Source organism: Pseudodesulfovibrio portus (assembly GCF_026000375.1).
Taxonomy (GTDB): domain Bacteria; phylum Desulfobacterota; class Desulfovibrionia; order Desulfovibrionales; family Desulfovibrionaceae; genus Pseudodesulfovibrio; species Pseudodesulfovibrio portus.
In genome coordinates, this window is the sequence record NZ_AP026708.1 from 803996 (window position 1) to 821612 (window position 17617).

Genomic DNA, 17617 nt, shown 5'->3' on the forward strand with positions numbered 1-17617 from the left:
GTTTCCTGAAAACGCTTGCCTTGGCGCATTTTGAGGTTTGTCGACCGTTGACTTGAGACACTTCCTTTGACCGTGAATCAATCATACGCCTCAGGGCGGTTGATTGCAAACAGAAAGATTACAGTTTCTCGAAGTATTCCTTTTCCGCGCCGCACTGGGGGCAAACCCAGTCTTCGGGCAGGTCCTCGAACTTGGTGCCGATGGCGATGTTGTTCTCAGGATCGCCTTCAGCCGGGTCGTAGACATAACCGCACGGGCATTCCCATTTGTCCATACCGGTACCTCCGTACTTTTTTTCAGTTGATGCCATTCTACCAGATCGGGAAGGGGATTCAACCCCTATCTTGAAAGTCGCCGGATTTATAACGTCTTCCGGGCTCACACCAGCCTGTGCTGGTCGTCTTCCATGCGCATCTTGAGATGCTGGTAGGCCTTGGCCGTGGCCACCCGGCCGCGCGGGGTCCGTTTGAGAAAACCGCACTGGATGAGATAGGGTTCGTAGATGTCCTCGATGGTCCTGACCTCTTCGGCGCAGGCGGCGGCAATGGTCTTGAGGCCCACCGGGCCGCCGTTGAAATTCTCAATCATGAGGGAAAGAATCTTGCGGTCCATGTTGTCCAGCCCGAACTCGTCCACTTCCAGGCGTTCCAGGGAGGACTCGGCCAGGTCCATGGTGATCACGCCGTTGCCGTGCACCAGGGCGTAGTCGCGCACCCGGCGGAGCAGCCGGTTGGCGATGCGCGGGGTGCCGCGCGCCCTGCGCCCGATGGCCAACGCGCCCCCCTCGTCCACGGTGACGTCGAGGATCGAGGCCGACCGCTGGACAATGAGTCCAAGCTCCTCGGGCGAATAGAACTCGATACGGAAAATGCAGCCGAACCGGTCGCGCAACGGCGAGGTGAGCAGGCCGAGTCGGGTGGTGGCTCCCACCAGGGTGAACGGCTCCAGGTCGAGCTTGACCGTGCGCGCGCCCGGGCCGGACCCGATGACAAGGTCGATCTGGAAATCCTCCATGGCCGGGTAGAGGACCTCCTCCACGGTGGGCGGCATGCGGTGTATCTCGTCGATGAACAGGATGTCGCCGCGCTCCAGGTTGGTCAGGATGGCGGCCAGATCGCCGCTTCGCTCCATGACCGGGCCGGAGGTGGAAACCATGTTCACCCCGAGTTCCGAGGCCATGATCCGGGCCAGCGTGGTCTTGCCCAGGCCGGGGTTGCCGTAAAAAAGGGTGTGGTCCATGGCCCGCTCGCGTTCGCGGGTGGCCCTGATGAACACATCCAGGTTGGCGCGCAGGTCATCCTGGCCGATGAACTCGGCAAGACGCCGGGGTCGGACGTTTTCCTCAGGGATGGTACATTTGCTCATGAGCGTGCCGCGTTGATTTTCTTGAGCACCGCGCGGATGGCTCCGGCGGCGTCGAGGTCGGGTTCTGCATCGAAGACGTCGATGATCATGGGTCGAATCTCGTCCTCAGCGTAGCCCAACCCCTTGAGGCCCGCAAGGGTGTCGAGATATTCGCCCTGCGGTCCCTGCGGCGCGGCGGACTTGGCGCCCGCGGTCACGGACTGCAGCTTGTCGACCTTGTCCTTGAGGTGCCAGAGAATCTGCTTGGCCGACTTGGGCCCGATGCCCGGCACCGTCGACAGGGTGGTCACGTCCTCGCGGAAGGCGACCTCGCGCAGGTGGGCCGCGTCGAACATGGACAGGATGGCCATGGCCTTCTTGGGACCGAGTTTGTCGATGGAAATGAGGGTCCGGAACAGGTCCAGGTCGTCGCTGTCCAGAAACCCGTACAGGTCGATGGCCTTTTCCGCGACCTGGGTGTGGACGAACAGCGCCACGTCGCCGCCCTTGCCGGGCAGTTTGGCGATGACCGAAGTGGGCGCGGCCACCTCGTACCCCACCCCGCCGGGCGTGAGCAGGATCAGTCCCTTTTCGTCGGCGGACAGGAGCGTCCCCTGAAGATATCCGATCATGAATCCCTCCGTTTGGTGACTTTATATGATTAGCGGACGTAATTCAAAGAGAATCCCGCCACCCCGCTTCAGCGGGGAGCCACTTAATCATGGCCCTTGATTCACTGGCATGGCATAAAACGTAAAACAACGACCCCCTCAATAGGAGCCGCCATGAAACGCACGATCCCCTCCCTTGTACTGACCTTTTTCCTGCTGATGCCCGCAATGGCGGTCGCCCAGCAAGACAACCCCCTGACCGCAGAGGAGCTGCTCATCGACATGGTGGGCCAGGCCATCGTGGAGGAGACCACCCAACGCTCTGAAGAGGTGCGCAAGGCCAAGGATATCCTGGACAAGGTCATGAAGGCCGGTACCGCCCGGGAGCGGGAACAGGCGAAAAAGGACCTGGACGACGCCCAGGACCGCTACGCCAGGGCGCAGAAGAATCTCGACACCGCCCGCCTGGACGCCTTTGCCGAAAAGTGCGGCAAATCCCCGGCCGAGATTCAGGCCATGCGCAACTCCGGCATGGGCTGGGGGGTCATCGCCAAGGAGTGCGGCGTCCATCCCTCCACCGCTGGGAAAGCCAAGGGAAAAAACAAGAATAAGAACAAGGGCAAGGGCAAGAAGAAATAACCGGGACATCCCGACGAAAGAGGCTCGCCGCACCATTGGCGGCGAGCCTTTTCATTTGCTCTTTGCCATCGGCGTCATCTGCCGGTCAGTTTTCGCATCCTGCGCTCGTTGAGATGGCAGATGGCGATGGCCAGGGCGTCCGAGGCATCCTCGGGCCAGTCGGGCTTCTTGATGCCCAGGCAGTGGGCGACCATGAAGGCCACCTGGGACTTGGGGGCGCTGCCCACGCCCACCAGGTTCTTCTTCACCTTGGTGGGTTCGTACTCGCCCATGGGGATGTTGTTGGTGGCACAGGCCGCCATGCAAACACCCCTCGCCTGGCCCAACTTGATGGCCGACGAGGGGTTTTTTGATACGAACACGCTTTCGATGGCCGCTTCCACGGGCGAATGGAGCCGGATCAGCTCCTGCAGCTTGTCGAAAATTACGCCCATGCGGGTCGCCATGTCCTTCTTCGCCGGGGTGCGGATGGTGCCGGTGGCCACCAGTTCGGCCTGACCCGAGATTTCCCGGACGATACCGTAGCCCGTGACCCGCGTTCCGGGGTCGAGGCCGAGCACGATCAGGCCGTTGTCCGCCATGGCTACTCGTCGTCGAACAGCCCTTCGGGGAAGTCGGCGTTCATGTAGATATTCTGGGTGTCGTCGTTGTCTTCAAGGGTGTCGTAGAGATTCATGACCTTGCGGCCGGTGGCCTCGTCGACCTCGATCAGGTTCTCGGGCACCTGGCTCACTTCGGCGGAATTGAATTCCATGCCCGCGTCGGTGAAGGCCTGCTGCACGGCCATGAAATCGCCGGGCTCGGTGTATACGGTGAACACCTCGCCGTCATCGACGATGTCCTCGGCACCGGCCTCCAGGCCGACTTCCATGAGGTCGTCCTCGGAGTACTTCTCCTTGTCGAAAACGATCACGCCCTTCTTGTTGAACATGTAGGACACGGCTCCGGCCTCGGCCATGTTGCCGCCGTGCTTGGTGAAGGCGTGCCTGATTTCTGCCACCACGCGGTTCTTGTTGTCGGTGCAGACCTCGACCAGCATGGCCACGCCGCCGGGCGCATACCCCTCGTACAGGATCTCCAGGATGTCACCGCCGGCCAGCTCGCCGGTTCCCTTCTTGATGGCATTGTCGATCTTGTCCTTGGGCAGGTTCACGGCCTTGGCCTTCTGGATCGCCAGCCTGAGGGCGGAGTTGTCTTCCGGATTGCCGCCGCCGGCCTTGGCGGCCAGAATGATGTCCTTGGCTGCCTTGGTGAAAAATTTCGCCTTCTTGGCGTCCTGACGCCCCTTGCGGTGCTGAATGTTTGCCCATTTACTATGTCCGGCCATTTTTCCTCCTGAATATCTCGATAAAACTCGTTTTCGTTTGGTGGTCTATTTCTTTAACCGTCATTGCCTTTAAAGCCAAGCGCGACGATGAAGATTTCCTTGGATTCGGCACGCGAGCTGTGGGGCTTGAAATTCTTGATCTTGCCGAAATGGGGACGAATCAGATTCCGGTAGTCGTTGATCTCGCCGCCCTCGAATATCTTGACCGCGAAGCTGCCGCCCTTCTTGAGATGCTTCAACGCCACCTCAAAGGCCTTTTCGCACAGTTCCAGGGAGTTGGCCTGATCCGCGAACTTGATTCCGGTTGTCTTCGGGGCCATGTCGCTGATAATGACGTCGAAGGGCGCCAGCGGTTCCATGGCCTCGAGCAGTTCCGGCGAATCCGAGAACACGTCGGCCTGCAAAAAAGTGATGTTGTCCGCAAAGCCGTGCCGGGTGTCCTGGATGTCCACGGCGAGCACGCGGCCCTCGCGACCCACCCGCTCCCCGGCGAACTGGGTCCAGGAACCGGGGGCCGCACCGAGGTCGAGCACGGTCTGCCCCTTGCGAAAGAGCTGGAATTTCTTATCCATCTCCTTGAGCTTGTAAACCGAACGGGCAGCGTAATTTTCCTTTTTGGCCCGTTTGAAGTACTTGTCCTGGTATTGTTTCATGGCGACGCTCCTTGGGCGTGGAGCGACTTAGTAGCCGAATACGCCGAAAAAGCCAAGCAGACAGCCATGCCACGACCCAGCCATCTCCTCGCGACCGACGAACTCGGCCTGACCAAATCCATGCCGGCGGCCAGGGAATTGTTCGAATGGCGGACGAGCCCCAAACCGTACGAGGCCCCGGTGATCTTCCTCGGCCTCGGCCCGGAACCCGAGAAGCTCCCTGCCTGGTTCGACCTGCCCGGCGACAAGGTGGTTTTCTTCCTGGAATGCCAATCCTTTGCCGACCAGGTCGAGAACTGGGAAGAGCGGGTGCCGGACAATTTCCAGCGCATCACGACGGACGAATTCACCGGCGAGTCCTCCGCCAACGCCCACGTGGTCCGCTACCTGCCCGCCCAGCGAGGCTTCCCCACCTATTTCGCCCCGCTCACCGCCCGGCTCACCCTGGGGGCGGCCAAACCGGCCAGGCTCGACAAGACGGTCTGGATTCCCGTGGCCGACGACGACCTGCTCTGCCGGGAGCTGGCGCAGGCCTTCCGCGACACGGGCCACACCGTGGTCATGATCGACCACGACAGCCTGGGCAAACATCCGGGGAAAGCCCTTCCCGACCTCCTGGCCCAAGGCGCGCCCGATCTCTTTTTCTCCGTGAACTTCAAGGGGCTGGACCCATTCGGCCTTGGCCACGCCATCCTGCGCGAGGCAGGCGTCAAGGTCGGCATCTGGCTGGTGGACAACCCCTTCAACCTGCTCACCGCCGTCAAGTCAGGGTACTGGAAGAACGCCAAGCTCTTCGTCACGGACCACAGCTTCATCGGCCCGCTCATCGGCGAGGGCGCGCGCTGGGCCACCCACCTGCCCCTGGCCGCCTCCCCCGCCCTGTTCGAGACCGGCGGGGAACTTCCCGCCCACGCCGAGGGGATCGAGAAACGCCTGATTTTCGTGGGCCGTTCCCAGTTCCCGGACAGGGACAAGTTCTTTGCCGGGCTGACCGTCCCCGCCGACCTCGAGGCGGCGGCAGGCGCGGGCCGCCCAGGCCAACGGTTCGACTACCACTGGTGGCGGGAACACATGGATATCGCCCCGCTCTGGCCCGGCAACGCGGTACGCGGAATCGGCGCGGGCGCGGAATGGGCCGGGCGCAGATGGAAACGGGAATGCCTTGGCGCGTGCGGGCGGGTCGTCATCTTCGGCGACGACGGCTGGAAGGACCTCGACAACCCGGACGCCGACGTGCGCGGCCCGGTGGACTACTACGCCCACCTGCCCGCAGTCTACCGATCCGCAGCCGTGACCCTGAACGTCACGGGCATGCAGCTCCCGGCCGGACTGACCCAGCGCCATTTCGACGTCTGGTGCGCGGGCGGCTTCCTGATCACAGACGCCAACCCGGGCCTGAACATCTTCCCCGACGAACTGGTCGCGCCAATCCGGTTCAGCCGTCCCGACGGCATCCGCGACCTCTATCTCGAATTCCGCGAGGAAACACGCGCCAAACAGGAACTGCGCGAAGCCTGGAAAACATGCATCCTGGCCGATCACACCTATGCCGCCCGGGTGCAAACCGTGATCGCGGCCCTTGACCTGTAGCCCATGAAAATGCTTGTCCAAACAAAAAAAAGGCGATAACTACCTCCAACCACGGGGACGTAGCTCAGCTGGGAGAGCACTGCCTTCGCAAGGCAGGGGTCGAGAGTTCAAATCTCTTCGTCTCCACCAGACAACAAAAAGGCTTCAAGGTAATACCTTGAAGCCTTTCTTTCATTTCAGCATCGGCAAAGCCCGTTAATCCGCTTCGCCCCCCGGACCTTCGGGGTGGGTGTCGTGGTATATGTAAATACGTCTCAGGGCCTCGAACAACTCGACCAGGTAGTAGGCGGCGCACAGGCCGCAGAAATACGTCACCAGGTCCCGCTCGAAGTAGAGGGAGCCGAGGTAAAGAAGAAAGAAAACGTATTTGATGCGGACGAACCGGCGCAGGACGATGCCCAGGGCGTTGGCGTAGACCACAAGCCCGATGAACAGCAGGTAGGCGCAGGCAAAGACCACCATGGCCGGGCCCCAGGCGCCGACGTGATGAATGGCCGCGGCGGACACGAAGACCACGCCCATGTGGTCCGCGACGATGTCCACCAGCGCGCCCCCGGCGTGGGCGATATCCAGCCGCCTGGCCAGGGGACCGTCGATGCCGTCGAAGAGGACGTACAACGCCATTCCCCCGGCGGCCATGGAAACCTGGGAAGCGGGCAGCAGGCATGTCAGGGCCAGGACCGCAACCCCGGCCAGGGACACCTGGTTGGGCGTCACCCCGATCTTCAGCAACAACCCGATGACCGGGGAAAAAACCTTGTCTCGTATGGCGGCAAAGGCCCTTTGCGCCTTGCGCTCTTCCTTGTTGGCATAATCCATGTTCCGTCTCCGCTATGAACCGGGGAAGATTCCGTAGTAGATGCCAAGCGTTGCCAGCAGCCTGGCCCGTCCAACCGTCCTGAGATATTCCTTGATGAGGCCTTCCTTGATCACGCCCTGGAAGCTCCGCAAGAGCTTGGTGTTGCTCCTGATGGAACCCTCGGACAACTCAAGGACCGACTGAAATTCGAACCGGATGCGTTGCTTCAGGAAATCGAAAACATCTTCGTCCTGCGCCATGACCAGATCCGTCTTGCCCACGATGTATTGTTCCCCCGGATAGTGGGCGTCGCTGCTGATGGCCCAGCCAAGCCCTTCACCCCTGTCCTCCTCGGGCAGGTTGAGCGTCTTGTCCAGCTTCAGCCGTGCTTCCTTGAAAAACGACTTCACGCGGCTTCTGGAAAGACGCCGCTCCACGGCCAGGGCGGACCCGTTGTGAATCTCCACGTAGTCGCTCATCCTGAGCAGACGCTGATACGCCCTGTGGGACAGCAGGTTTCCGGCCGAGGATTTCCCGATATGAAACGGATGGGGGACGATGGTCACGGCGTCGGTGTCGCGGGCGATTCGGGCAACATCCCGGGTGGACCAACGAAATGTCTGCAACCGGCTCAAACCCCGGCGCAGGTCGTCGGAGGTGCGGTACAGGAAGATGACGTCCACCCCTTCGCAGGAGACCGCCTCAACGCCGGGGATAATCTTGGTCTTGAGACCACGGGCCGTCTCTTCCAGGCGCAGGCAGGCTTCCAGCGGCTTCTTGAACGAATGCTCCGTGGAGGCCACGAAGTCGATTCCCGAACGCCGCATGTGCCAACGAATCTTCTGCAGCCGGATCAGTTTGTTCCGCCGCGGCATCCGATGGATGTTTGCATGAAAATGAAGATCAAATGTCAACATATTGAAATATAAAACAAATTATTACCTTTTATCATCTCTCACGCCACACAAGGGGGACCACATCCATACTCCTTTCATGTACGCATGTCCAACCAAGTACGGCGTGGCCGCCGAATAAATAACCACCTACACATGCAGACGATTTCCGGACCGGGCAAAGGCCGGTCCGGATTTCCCGCCCGCCACATTCTGCTTCTCGACGACCAGCCCCAGAGCGCGCAAAAAAAGTCCTGAGGGACCGACCGCAGGACTTAATGTACGTTCCCGGGAATGCCTACCCGATATAATTGCCGAGAAATTCGTTCAGGGCGTCGCTGTCGGACTCGCCGATGAGACGGCCCACCTCGCGGCCCTGGTCGAAAAGGATGAACGTGGGCGTTCCCTTGACCGCGAACCGCTCCATGGCCGTGTCGAGGTAATCGGCGTTGAACAGAAAACACCGCACCGAGCCACTCCGGGCCTGCTCCACGCGTTCAACGGCCTCCGCCTGGAAGGCAAACCGTTCGTTGCGCTTGAGAAAGGCAACGAGCAGCAAACCCGAACCTCCCTCCAATTCCATGTCAAAAGCCTGCGGCTTAATGGACTTCACCATTGATCTCTCCGGATGATTGCACCGGACGAAATGCCGTCCGTCACCATGCACCCAACATAGCAACAGGAAGCCGCCATTGCATCAAATCATTACGTTAGTCTCATTATAATCTGACAAAACAGGAGATTTCAGTGATCCAGGCCCCAGGATCTGAGCTTGCGATACAGGGTCGCGCGATGGATGCCCAGCTGCCGGGCGGCCCGGGCCTTGTTGCCCCCGCACTCGGCCAGGACGGCCAGGATATCCTCCCTGCCGGGCTTGCCGCGCACGGGAGGCGGGGAGGAAAAGGACGACGCGCTCACAAAGGACTCCGGCGGCGCGGCATAGGCGTGCGGGGCATAGGCCTGCTCGAGCAGGTCCTTGCGGATGTGCTTGAGCGTGACGCTCTTTCCGGGCGACAGGATACAGGCGTGTTCCAGGGCGTGCCGCAGTTCTCGGACGTTGCCCGGCCAGCGATACCCCATGAACAGGTCCAGGACCTCCTCCGACACGGATTCGAAGGACTTGCCGAACTGATCCGAAAACGAGGCCAGGAAATGCTCCACCAGCAGGGGGATGTCCGCCTGGCGCTCCCGCAGCGGGGGCAGGTGCACGGGCATGACGTTGAGCCGGTAGTAGAGGTCCTCGCGAAAGGCCCCCTGGCGCACGGCCTCGCGCAGGTCCACGTTGGTGGCCGCGATGATGCGCACGTCCGCGGACAGGGTCTTGGTGTCGCCCACCCGCTCGTACTCCTTCTGCTCCAGGAAACGGAGCAGCTTGAGCTGGATGAGCGGGGAAATGTCGCCGATCTCGTCCAGGAACAGGGTGCCGCCCTGGGCGGCCTGGATGCGCCCCACCTTGTCGCGCACCGCACCGGTGAACGCGCCCTTGACGTGGCCGAACAGTTCGGACTCCAGAAGATTCTCGGACAGGGCCGAGCAGTTGACCTTGATCAACGGCTTTCCCGCACGCACGCCCCCGTAGTGCAGGGCCTCGGCCACCAGCTCCTTGCCCGTCCCGGACTCGCCCAGGATGAGGACGATGGATTCAAGGGAGGAAAGCTGTTCCAGCAGCCCATACACGTCCTGCATGGCTGCGCTCCCGCCCACGATGCCCCGGAAGCCGTGCCGCTGCTGGAGCTTCTTCTCCAGGTCGGCCACGCGGGAAACGTCGCGGACCACCAGGACCGCGCCCCCGTGACGCTTGTCCTGCCCGATCAGGGGAGAACAGTTGATCTCCACCATGCGCTCGCCCAGGGCCGGAGTCGTCAGTTCGATTTCGTAGCCGCGCACGGGCTTGTCCGTCCGCAACACCTGCTTGAGCACGCTGACGCAGGGGTTGCCCTCGCCCGGGACCACGTCCTCCAGCCTGAGCCCGCGCATGCGCCCCTGGTCAAAGGCGAAAAGGGTGGCGGCCGCGCTGTTGGAGGCCATGACGACCAGATTGGAATCCACGGTCAGGATGGCGTCGGGAATGGACTTGAACGTGGCCACGAGGTTGAGCCGGTACTGCTCCTTTTCCATGGTGGCCGCATCCAGGGCCTGTTCCGCATCCTTGCGGTCGGTGATGTCGCGGCCCACGGCCTGTATCTCGACCACGGCGCGCCGTTCGTTGAGCACGGCCCGGCTGGTCCACTGAATCCAGCGCATGGAACCATCGGCCCGCACCTGGCGCACCTCGCTGTCCAGAACCGGCTCGGACGGGTTTGCCCGCTCCAGCCACTCCATGATCTTCTTCCGGTCGTCCACCCCGAAATGGGCAAAGCAATCCCTGCCCACGACATCATCCTCGTCCTCTCCGAAAAACCGTGCGTAGGCGCCGTTGACGAAGGTCAGCCTGCCGTCCGGGCTGTACCGGCAGATAAGCTCGGTCTGGTCCTCGACCACGGCCCGGTAGAGCCGCGCGCCCTCGCGCAAAGCCTCTTCCACGATCTTCCGGCGCGACACGTCCTGGGCATAGAGGATGCAGACCTCCCGCCCGGAATTGGTGAAATAGCTCAGGGAAATTTCCACGGGAAAGGTGGAGCCGTTCTTTCTCCGGAGATACTCGTAGGCGATCCGCTCCACTCCCTTGCGCAGCCCGTTCAGGATCTTGTCCGGGTGCACGACCATGCCTTCCACGGACGTCCCGAGCATCTCTTCCTCGCCGTACCCCAGCGATACCGCCGCGGCATGATTGACGGCCACGATCAGGCCGTTGGACCGGTCCACCAGAAGTATGGCCTCGTCCGCCCCCTCGAACACGCTGCGGTACTGTTTTTCGCTCTCGGCCAGCCCGGCTTCGCTCCTGCGCCGGGCCGTGATGTCCCGCTGGGCCACGATGAACCCGGCCAGGCGCTCGTCCCGAATCACGGGACTGGCCACGGTCTCCATCACTATCCCGCTCTTGTGTTCCTCGATACGGACCGGCTGCCCGGTCTGGCCGGCCCGCGCCAGCATCCCCTCATGCAACTCGACGGCCGGTTCCGGAAGCAGGGACAGGTAGGTTTTGCCCCGGGCCGAATCCGCATCTAGCCACGGCAGGGCTCCCGTCCGGTCGCCGCACTGGATCACGACGCCGTTCTCGTCCAGGATGAAGGAAACGCCATCCCCGGTGTCCGTCATGCGTCGCAGAAAAGCCTGCATGCGGGACAACTCGGCTTCCCGCTCCCGGACACGGGCCATGAGCTGCCCGGCGGCCAGCCCCTGGCTGACGGCCATCATCAGCCGGGAACGGTCCACGGGCCGCTTCAGGTACGTCAACGCCCCGCTCTTCAGGGCCGCGTCCACGGGATTGTCCATGGCCGCGTCCACCATGAGTATGAACGGCACCGACAGGCCGGCCCGCTCCGTCATCAGGCGAAAGGAGCCTTCTTCGCCGGTCTCCAGACCGTGGGCCACCAGGGCCAGATCAGGTTCGCCGTCGGCCATGGCAACACCGGCCGCATCCAGGTCGGAAACGGTCTTCACCAGATATCCCCGGCCCGTGAGGAGGTCCCGGATGACTGTGCGCATGGAAACGTCGCCGTCGACGACGAGAATGGTAGATTTCACCTGCATATCTCCTGCAATGCCTCATACATCACTTATCCACCGAAAACCACCCCCTGCCCCGCCAAGACGGTTTTCTACTGTTCAATTCCCTTGCGAGCGTGTATAGGGACTTTGTGGAGGATTCCTTTCCATTTCATAAAGGAGGCAAACATGTCGTCATTTTCCGAAGCAGATCTGCCTGTTGATGTACACCATGGTGAAATGATCGCCCTGGCCGACGGAACCACCATCCGGTTCGAGTCCAACGGCGAAGCCAAAGACATCATGATCAACGACGGATTCGAGGCCGCATGCACTCTGTTCCCGGGCAACGAATTCACCGTGGAGACAGGCCAGGGAAATTATCTGATTTCCTGCGAGTTCGGAGACATCATGCACGTCAAGAAAATTTGAGCCGAGCTTTCCACCAGCCGGGCCGGATCGCATCTCGCGAACCGGCCCGACCACTTTCACCGGCACCGTGACCCGCAAGTAAATCACCATCGTTTGCTTTACTTATTCTCATGACATGCTACGGTGAAAGCTAGTGCTCAGGACTTTCCCGGACATTGTCACGTGCAGCGAAAGGCGACAAGCAACGAGGGTTACGCCATGGCCAAGATACTCATAGCCGAAGACGACAGAATCTCACAGAAACTCGCTCTCAAAATCGTCGAAGAGATGGGACACCAGGCATTTGTCAGCCCCCACGGCAAGCATGCCTATGAAACGCTGACCGCGAGCAATGATTTCGATCTTCTTCTGACCGACATCATGATGCCCGAAATGGACGGGCAGCAGCTCATCCAGACCCTGCGGGGCGACCAGCGCTTCGCGGACCTGCCGATCATCATCATGTCGGCGGTGGTGGGGATCAACGACATTTCCAACCTGCTCAAACTCGGCGCGACCCTCTTCCTGGCCAAACCGCTGGACCGGGACGAACTCCAGAACTACCTCAAGCGCTGCCTGCTGAAAAAAGGATGCGCCCAACAGGACTGATCCGCCCACATCCGCAATGCGCGTACTCATCACCCACACGAATTTCCCGGCACAGTTCAGACACATCGCAGAATACCTGGGGCACTCCGAACAAAACCAGATCGTCTTCGCCACCCGGACACTCCGCAAGGAGTGGGCCATCCCCGGCGTGACCAAGGTCGTCTTCGCCCCCGACACGAAAACCGAAAGCCTGCCCCACCCCCTCGCCCGGGGATACGACGACAACCTGCGCCACGGCACGGCCATGGTCCAGGCCTGCGAAACCCTGAAAAAACGCGGCTTCGTCCCGGACGTGATCCTCGGCCACTCCGGCTGGGGCCAGACCATGTTCCTGCGGGACGTCTTCCCCGACGTGCCCTTTGTCGGCTACTTCGAATGGTACTACGATGCGGACAGCGCCGAATTCGCCTTTGAGGGAAAAGAACTCGACGCCATGGAGCGGGCGCGGCTGCGGACCCGCAACACCCCCATGCTGCACGACCTCGCCTCCTGCCGGGTCGGCGTGACGCCCACCGCCTGGCAACGCGCCCAGTTCCCGGCCGTTTTCCAGCCCAAGCTCGTGCAGGCGCACGACGGCATCAACACCCGGTATTTCGCTCCCGCAGAAGGCGGGCGGCTGCCCATCGGCCAACTCGACCTGCCGGACACGGACCTGACCGGGGCCGAGGAGCTGGTCACCTACTGCGCACGCGGCCTGGAGCCATACAGGGGCTTCCCGTCCTTCTACGAATCCCTGCCCGCCATACTCGAAGCGCGGCCCGGCTGCCACGTGCTCATCGTGGGCGAGGACCGGGTCTGCTACAGCCCGAAATTGCCCGGCGACAAATCCTACAGGGAAACCATGTGCGAAACGGTGCCGGTGGACGAGAGCCGGGTCCACTTCACCGGCCCCCTGCCCTACGGATTGTACAAGCAGGTTCTCCAGGCCTCGTCGGCCCACGTCTACCTGACCTGGCCCTTCGTGCTCTCATGGTCCCTGCTCGAAGCCATGTCCTGCAGCTGCCTGGTGGTGGGCTCGGACACCGAACCGGTGCGCGAAGTGATCCGCCACGGGGAAAACGGATTGCTCACGGACTTCCACTCCCCGGAAAAAATAGCCGAAACCACCATTGACGCCCTGGCCCGCCAGGAGGAATACTCCGGGCTGAGGGACAACGCGCGGCAGACCGTCCTCGACGCCTATTGCCTGAGCAAATGCCTGCCCGCGCACCTCAATCTCCTGGCCAGGGTGGCCGGAGTGAAGCTCCCCGCCAACCAGCAACAAAAACAAGGATGACCATGAAAACCTTTCTGAAGACCGTTGCCGTTCTCGCCCTGATGACCCTGCTCTCCATCCCGGCCTTTGCCGGGGAAGACCTGGAGAACACCCTGTACCTCGACCTCAAGGACGGCCGCGTGACCATCGAGCTCAGGCCGGACCTGGCCCCCAACCACGTGGCCCGGATCAAGGAGCTGACCCGCATGAAATTCTACGACGGCCTGGTGTTCCACCGGGTCATCGACGGGTTCATGGCCCAGACCGGCGACCCCACCGGCACCGGACGAAGCGGCTCCGGCAAGAACCTGAAGGCCGAATTCTCCGACGCTCCCTTCCTGCGCGGCACCCTGGGCATGGCCCGCTCCCAAAGCCCGGACAGCGCGGACAGCCAGTTCTTCATCTGCTTTGCAAACGCGCCCCACCTCAACGGCCAGTACACGGTCTGGGGCGAGGTCACGTCCGGCATGGAATTCGTGGACAACATCAAGCGCGGCGAGGGCCGGGGCGGCATGGTCCGCAACCCGGACAAGATCATCCGCATGCAGGTGGCCGCCGACGCCGAATAGGCCGCGCCGCAGACGACAAAAAAAGAGGCGCATCCCTTCCGGGTGCGCCTCTTTTTTTGCTTCGGTGCGATTATTTGTCCACGTAGAGGAATCGCTTGATCTTCTGGGTGGGGGTCTTTTCAAACGGCTCCACCTGCTCGAACACCCGGCTCAGCCTGGCAAAGGCGGACACCTTGCCGTTCACTTCCTTGCGGATGCTCTCCAGCAATTCCTGGATCTTGGCCCGGACCTCGGATTCGATCATCTTGGTCACGCCGAATTCCTCGTCCAGGGTGTCGTAGTTGAGATGAATCCGCGCAGCCACCTTGCCGTTCCCGTCATCGAAGACCAGGGATTCCACGACATGGTCGCCGGCGTTGATGATGGACTCGATCTCCTCGGGATAGATATTTTCGCCGCTGGGGCCGAGGATCATGTTCTTGAGGCGGCCCTTGAGGTACAGGTATCCGTCCTTGAACTTGCCCAGGTCGCCGGTCTTGAGCCAGCCGTCCTCGGTGAAGGTGTCCTGGGTGTCGACGGGCGCCTTGTAGTATTCGCGCATGATGTTCGGCCCCTTGGCCAGGACCTCGCCCTCGCCGGTTTCGGGGTCCGGGTCGGCGATCATCAGCTCGACGCCGGGCAGGGGCGGCCCGATGGCCCGCAGCCGCTGGCGGCTCGGATCGACCCCGGCCAGGAGCGGCGACGCCTCGGTCATGCCGTAGCCGATGGCGTAGGGCACCTTCGCATCGGTCAGGAAACTCTCCACCTCGGGAGAAAGGGGCGCGCCGCCGATGCACATGCACCGCAACTCGCCGCCAAAGGCCTCGATGAGCTTCCGGCCCGCCACCTGGGACAATTTGCGCCGGGCCGGGCCGATCTTCATCAGCCCGCGCGCCACGCCCGAACCGGTCAGCTTGCGCTTGATCCGGTTCTTGTAAATTTTCTCGATGATCAGGGGCACCACGTTCATGACCGTCGGCTTGACCTTCTGCATGGCGGGCAAAAGCGCCTTGGGAGTGGGCGGCTTCTGGAGGTAGTAGACCGCGCTGCCGCAGTGCAGGGGGACGAGCATGCCCACGGTGGACTCGTAGGTGTGGGCCATGGGCAGGACGGACAGGAAACGATCGGTGTGGAAGACCGGGATGGTCAGCACCCCGGACAGACAGTTCTGCACCAGGTTGCGATGGGTCAGGACCACGCCCTTGGAATGGCCGGTGGTGCCGGAGGTATAGAGGATGGCGGCCACATCGTCCTCGGTCAGCTTGAACTCCGCGCCGGACTTGCGGTCGATGAACTTGCGGGCGTAAGCGCCGAACTGCTCGACCTTTTCCCTGGCCGTGCCGGTGAACCGCTCCATGCGCTCCATGGCCTGGTCGCTCAACCTCTCGACCTTGGCCATGTAGGTGTTGCCCAGCTTCTCCACCTTGTCCTTGGTCGATCCCGCGAACCGCTCCTTGGCGGCCTCGCTGAACTTGTCCATCTTTTCCCGGGCCATCTCGCCGAGATGCACCATGCGCTCACGGGCCTGCTCGAGGGCTTCCTGGTACGGCGTGGGCTCCCCTTCCCCGGCCTCGATGGAGAAATCGTTCATGACCATCACGGTCTCGAGCCTGGGTAAGTTGTCGCCCTCCACCTTCTCGAGATACCGCTGGGACGCGACCACCATCTTGGCCTCGGAATGGCGCAGGATGTGGTGCACGGCGCTGGGGTGGAATTCCTGCAGAATAGGCACGGCGATGGCGCCCATGGTGGTGATGGAAAAATAGGTGATGGCCCAGTTGGGCATGTTTTCGCTGAGGATGGCCACCTTGTCGCCGGGTCGGATGCCCAGGTCGCCCAGCACGGTCTGCATGTCGAGCACGCTCTTGGCCAGCTGGGTATAGGTGATGGGCTCGCCCCCGACAAACGACAATGCCGTCCGATCCACATACTTCTGAACGGAATCTTCCAGCAGTTCCTTCAACGTGGTGATTTGATCGCTCACACACCCTCCCCGAATGGTTTTGCGACGAAAAATGAACGCACCCCCGGTGCGCCCACTAGGAATACCATGTTTCGCGAGGGGGTCAAGAGTACGTCGCATTCAAACAGCTGTTGGGAAAGCCCATTCAATACGGGATGTTCCTGCGACGCTGCCGCGAGGATGCAACCGCTCCGACGGAACGGACCAGTTGCACGGCGACTGAGGAAGAAACGGCAGAATCGACATGCCGGACACAACCGTTTTGTGGTACGGGACCTGTAGTGCAGGCATCGTGTTTGATTTGAACGCCGAAGAACCGGAGGCGAACATGCAAGACATCGAATGGACAGGCTGGATGATGCGAATCGGTTTCTCCCTGCTGCTGGCCGGAGCGCTGGCGGTCTTTTTCCGCCGACTCAAGGGCGGGAAAGGAAACCTGAGCGAGATTTGGAAGACCTTGAGCCGGGCGCTGCAAAGGCGGGTGGTCTCCATCGGCGTGGCCGCCCTGGGCTGCTCCCTGGCGGCGCTGCTGCTGCCCCTCGTCGGGCCGGGCCCTGAGGGAACGCACACGGCAAATTCTCTGCTGGGGTCCGCATGGGTGGTGCTGGCGGCATGGGGGCTCACCGTAGGGATGTCGGTGGCCGGCGGGATGATCCAGCGGGAATACGACGTCGGCGTGGCGGACAACCTGCAGGCCCGGCGCATGCACACCCGGATACAGGTCCTTCAACGCATCGTGGTGGTCATCATCTGGATCGGGGCCGTGGCCGGCGTCCTCATGCAGTACGACACCTTCCGCGCCCTGGGCACCACCCTTCTGGCCTCGGCGGGCGTCCTGAGCATCATCCTCGGCATTTCCGCGCAAAAGACCTTCGGCTCCATCGTGGCCGGGATACAGATCGCCCTGTCCCAACCCATCAACCTCGACGACGTGGTCATTGTCGAGGGGGAATGGGGCCGGATCGAGGAGGTCACCTTCACCTACGTGGTGGTCAGGATATGGGATCAGCGACGGCTGATACTGCCCGTGACCTATTTCCTGGAACACCCCTTCCAGAACTGGACGCGCAAAAGCGCGGACATAACGGGCAGCGTCCTCATGCACGTGGACTACGCGACGCCCCTGGAGCCGTTGCGCAAAGAGGCCCGCCGCATCTGCGAATCCGCCGGCACGTTGTGGGACGGCAAGACCTTCGTCCTGCAGGTCACCGAGGCGGGCCCGGAGGACATGACCATCCGGGTGCTGGCCGGTTCCCCGGACGCGTCGAGCGCCTGGGACCTGCGCTGCATGCTGCGGGAGGGATTGATCACCTTCATGAAGGACACCTGCCCGGACTGCCTCCCCAAACGGCGCGTGGTGATCGCCGATTCAACGGGGACGGACTGA

General features: G+C 62.0%; 18 protein-coding genes and 1 tRNA gene. 8 read left to right on the plus strand and 11 right to left on the minus strand.

Annotation, left to right across the window (positions count from 1 at the left end; translation table 11 throughout):
• Positions 1-118 precede the first annotated feature (118 nt).
• The 3 genes from OO730_RS03970 to ruvA form a co-directional block, all read right to left on the minus strand.
• The gene (locus tag OO730_RS03970) at positions 119-274 is read right to left on the minus strand and encodes a rubredoxin (protein ID WP_264983282.1); all 156 of its coding nucleotides are present in this window, start codon (positions 272-274) and stop codon (positions 119-121) included.
• 104 nt (positions 275-378) lie between these two features.
• Entirely contained in the window at positions 379-1365 is a 987-nt protein-coding gene (gene ruvB / locus OO730_RS03975; protein WP_264983283.1) for a Holliday junction branch migration DNA helicase RuvB, read from the minus strand.
• Positions 1362-1976 (minus strand): Holliday junction branch migration protein RuvA, encoded by a 615-nt coding sequence (ruvA, locus tag OO730_RS03980; protein WP_264983284.1) that lies wholly within the window; start codon positions 1974-1976, stop codon positions 1362-1364. The genes ruvB and ruvA overlap by 4 nt, the downstream gene beginning before the upstream one ends.
• Before the next feature lie 153 nt (positions 1977-2129).
• On the opposite strand from ruvA, the gene OO730_RS03985 reads away from it, so the two are divergent.
• Positions 2130-2594, plus strand: a complete 465-nt coding sequence (locus OO730_RS03985; protein ID WP_264983285.1) for a hypothetical protein — start codon at positions 2130-2132, stop codon at positions 2592-2594.
• Positions 2595-2668: 74 nt separating this feature from the next.
• Here the strand turns inward: OO730_RS03985 and ruvC are convergent, their stop codons facing one another.
• The 3 genes from ruvC to OO730_RS04000 are packed head-to-tail and all read right to left on the minus strand — an operon-like array spanning position 2669 to position 4574.
• Positions 2669-3175, minus strand: coding sequence for a crossover junction endodeoxyribonuclease RuvC (gene ruvC, locus OO730_RS03990; protein ID WP_264983286.1), 507 nt, complete (start codon positions 3173-3175; stop codon positions 2669-2671).
• Between the two features lie 2 nt (positions 3176-3177).
• A complete protein-coding gene (locus OO730_RS03995; protein WP_264983287.1) occupies positions 3178-3921 on the minus strand; it encodes a YebC/PmpR family DNA-binding transcriptional regulator in 744 nt (247 codons plus the stop codon).
• A 53-nt stretch (positions 3922-3974) separates the two neighbouring features.
• On the minus strand, positions 3975-4574 hold the full coding sequence (locus OO730_RS04000) for an RlmE family RNA methyltransferase (protein ID WP_264983288.1): 600 nt from the start codon (positions 4572-4574) through the stop codon (positions 3975-3977).
• A 66-nt stretch (positions 4575-4640) separates the two neighbouring features.
• On the opposite strand from OO730_RS04000, the gene OO730_RS04005 reads away from it, so the two are divergent.
• Together OO730_RS04005 and OO730_RS04010 are read left to right on the plus strand one after the other, a co-directional pair.
• Positions 4641-6164, plus strand: a complete 1524-nt coding sequence (locus tag OO730_RS04005) for a glycosyltransferase family protein (protein ID WP_264983289.1) — start codon at positions 4641-4643, stop codon at positions 6162-6164.
• Positions 6165-6217: 53 nt separating this feature from the next.
• Positions 6218-6293 (plus strand) — tRNA-Ala (locus OO730_RS04010).
• 66 nt (positions 6294-6359) lie between these two features.
• Here the strand turns inward: OO730_RS04010 and OO730_RS04015 are convergent.
• From OO730_RS04015 to OO730_RS04030, 4 genes are all read right to left on the minus strand, one after another.
• Entirely contained in the window at positions 6360-6983 is a 624-nt protein-coding gene (locus OO730_RS04015) for a CDP-alcohol phosphatidyltransferase family protein (protein WP_264983290.1), read from the minus strand.
• Positions 6984-6995: 12 nt separating this feature from the next.
• Positions 6996-7790, minus strand: coding sequence for a PHP domain-containing protein (locus OO730_RS04020; protein ID WP_264983291.1), 795 nt, complete (start codon positions 7788-7790; stop codon positions 6996-6998).
• A 364-nt stretch (positions 7791-8154) separates the two neighbouring features.
• The gene (locus OO730_RS04025; RefSeq protein ID WP_264983292.1) at positions 8155-8472 is read right to left on the minus strand and encodes a thioredoxin family protein; all 318 of its coding nucleotides are present in this window, start codon (positions 8470-8472) and stop codon (positions 8155-8157) included.
• 128 nt (positions 8473-8600) lie between these two features.
• On the minus strand, positions 8601-11483 hold the full coding sequence (locus OO730_RS04030; protein WP_264983293.1) for a sigma 54-interacting transcriptional regulator: 2883 nt from the start codon (positions 11481-11483) through the stop codon (positions 8601-8603).
• A 150-nt stretch (positions 11484-11633) separates the two neighbouring features.
• On the opposite strand from OO730_RS04030, the gene OO730_RS04035 reads away from it, so the two are divergent.
• The 4 genes from OO730_RS04035 to OO730_RS04050 all read left to right on the plus strand — a co-directional run bounded on the left by OO730_RS04035 (position 11634) and on the right by OO730_RS04050 (position 14288).
• Positions 11634-11876 (plus strand): hypothetical protein, encoded by a 243-nt coding sequence (locus tag OO730_RS04035; protein WP_264983294.1) that lies wholly within the window; start codon positions 11634-11636, stop codon positions 11874-11876.
• A 198-nt stretch (positions 11877-12074) separates the two neighbouring features.
• Entirely contained in the window at positions 12075-12464 is a 390-nt protein-coding gene (locus OO730_RS04040; RefSeq protein WP_264983295.1) for a response regulator, read from the plus strand.
• Positions 12465-12480: 16 nt separating this feature from the next.
• Positions 12481-13740, plus strand: a complete 1260-nt coding sequence (locus OO730_RS04045; protein ID WP_264983296.1) for a glycosyltransferase — start codon at positions 12481-12483, stop codon at positions 13738-13740.
• A 2-nt stretch (positions 13741-13742) separates the two neighbouring features.
• Complete coding sequence (locus OO730_RS04050; protein WP_264983297.1) at positions 13743-14288, plus strand: peptidylprolyl isomerase; 546 nt, start codon at positions 13743-13745, stop codon at positions 14286-14288.
• A gap of 70 nt (positions 14289-14358) precedes the next feature.
• On the opposite strand, the gene OO730_RS04055 is transcribed toward OO730_RS04050, so the two are convergent.
• Entirely contained in the window at positions 14359-16251 is a 1893-nt protein-coding gene (locus OO730_RS04055; RefSeq protein WP_264983298.1) for an AMP-binding protein, read from the minus strand.
• A gap of 307 nt (positions 16252-16558) precedes the next feature.
• Here OO730_RS04055 and OO730_RS04060 point away from each other — a divergent pair, with 307 nt between their 5' ends.
• A complete protein-coding gene (locus tag OO730_RS04060; protein WP_264983299.1) occupies positions 16559-17617 on the plus strand; it encodes a mechanosensitive ion channel family protein in 1059 nt (352 codons plus the stop codon).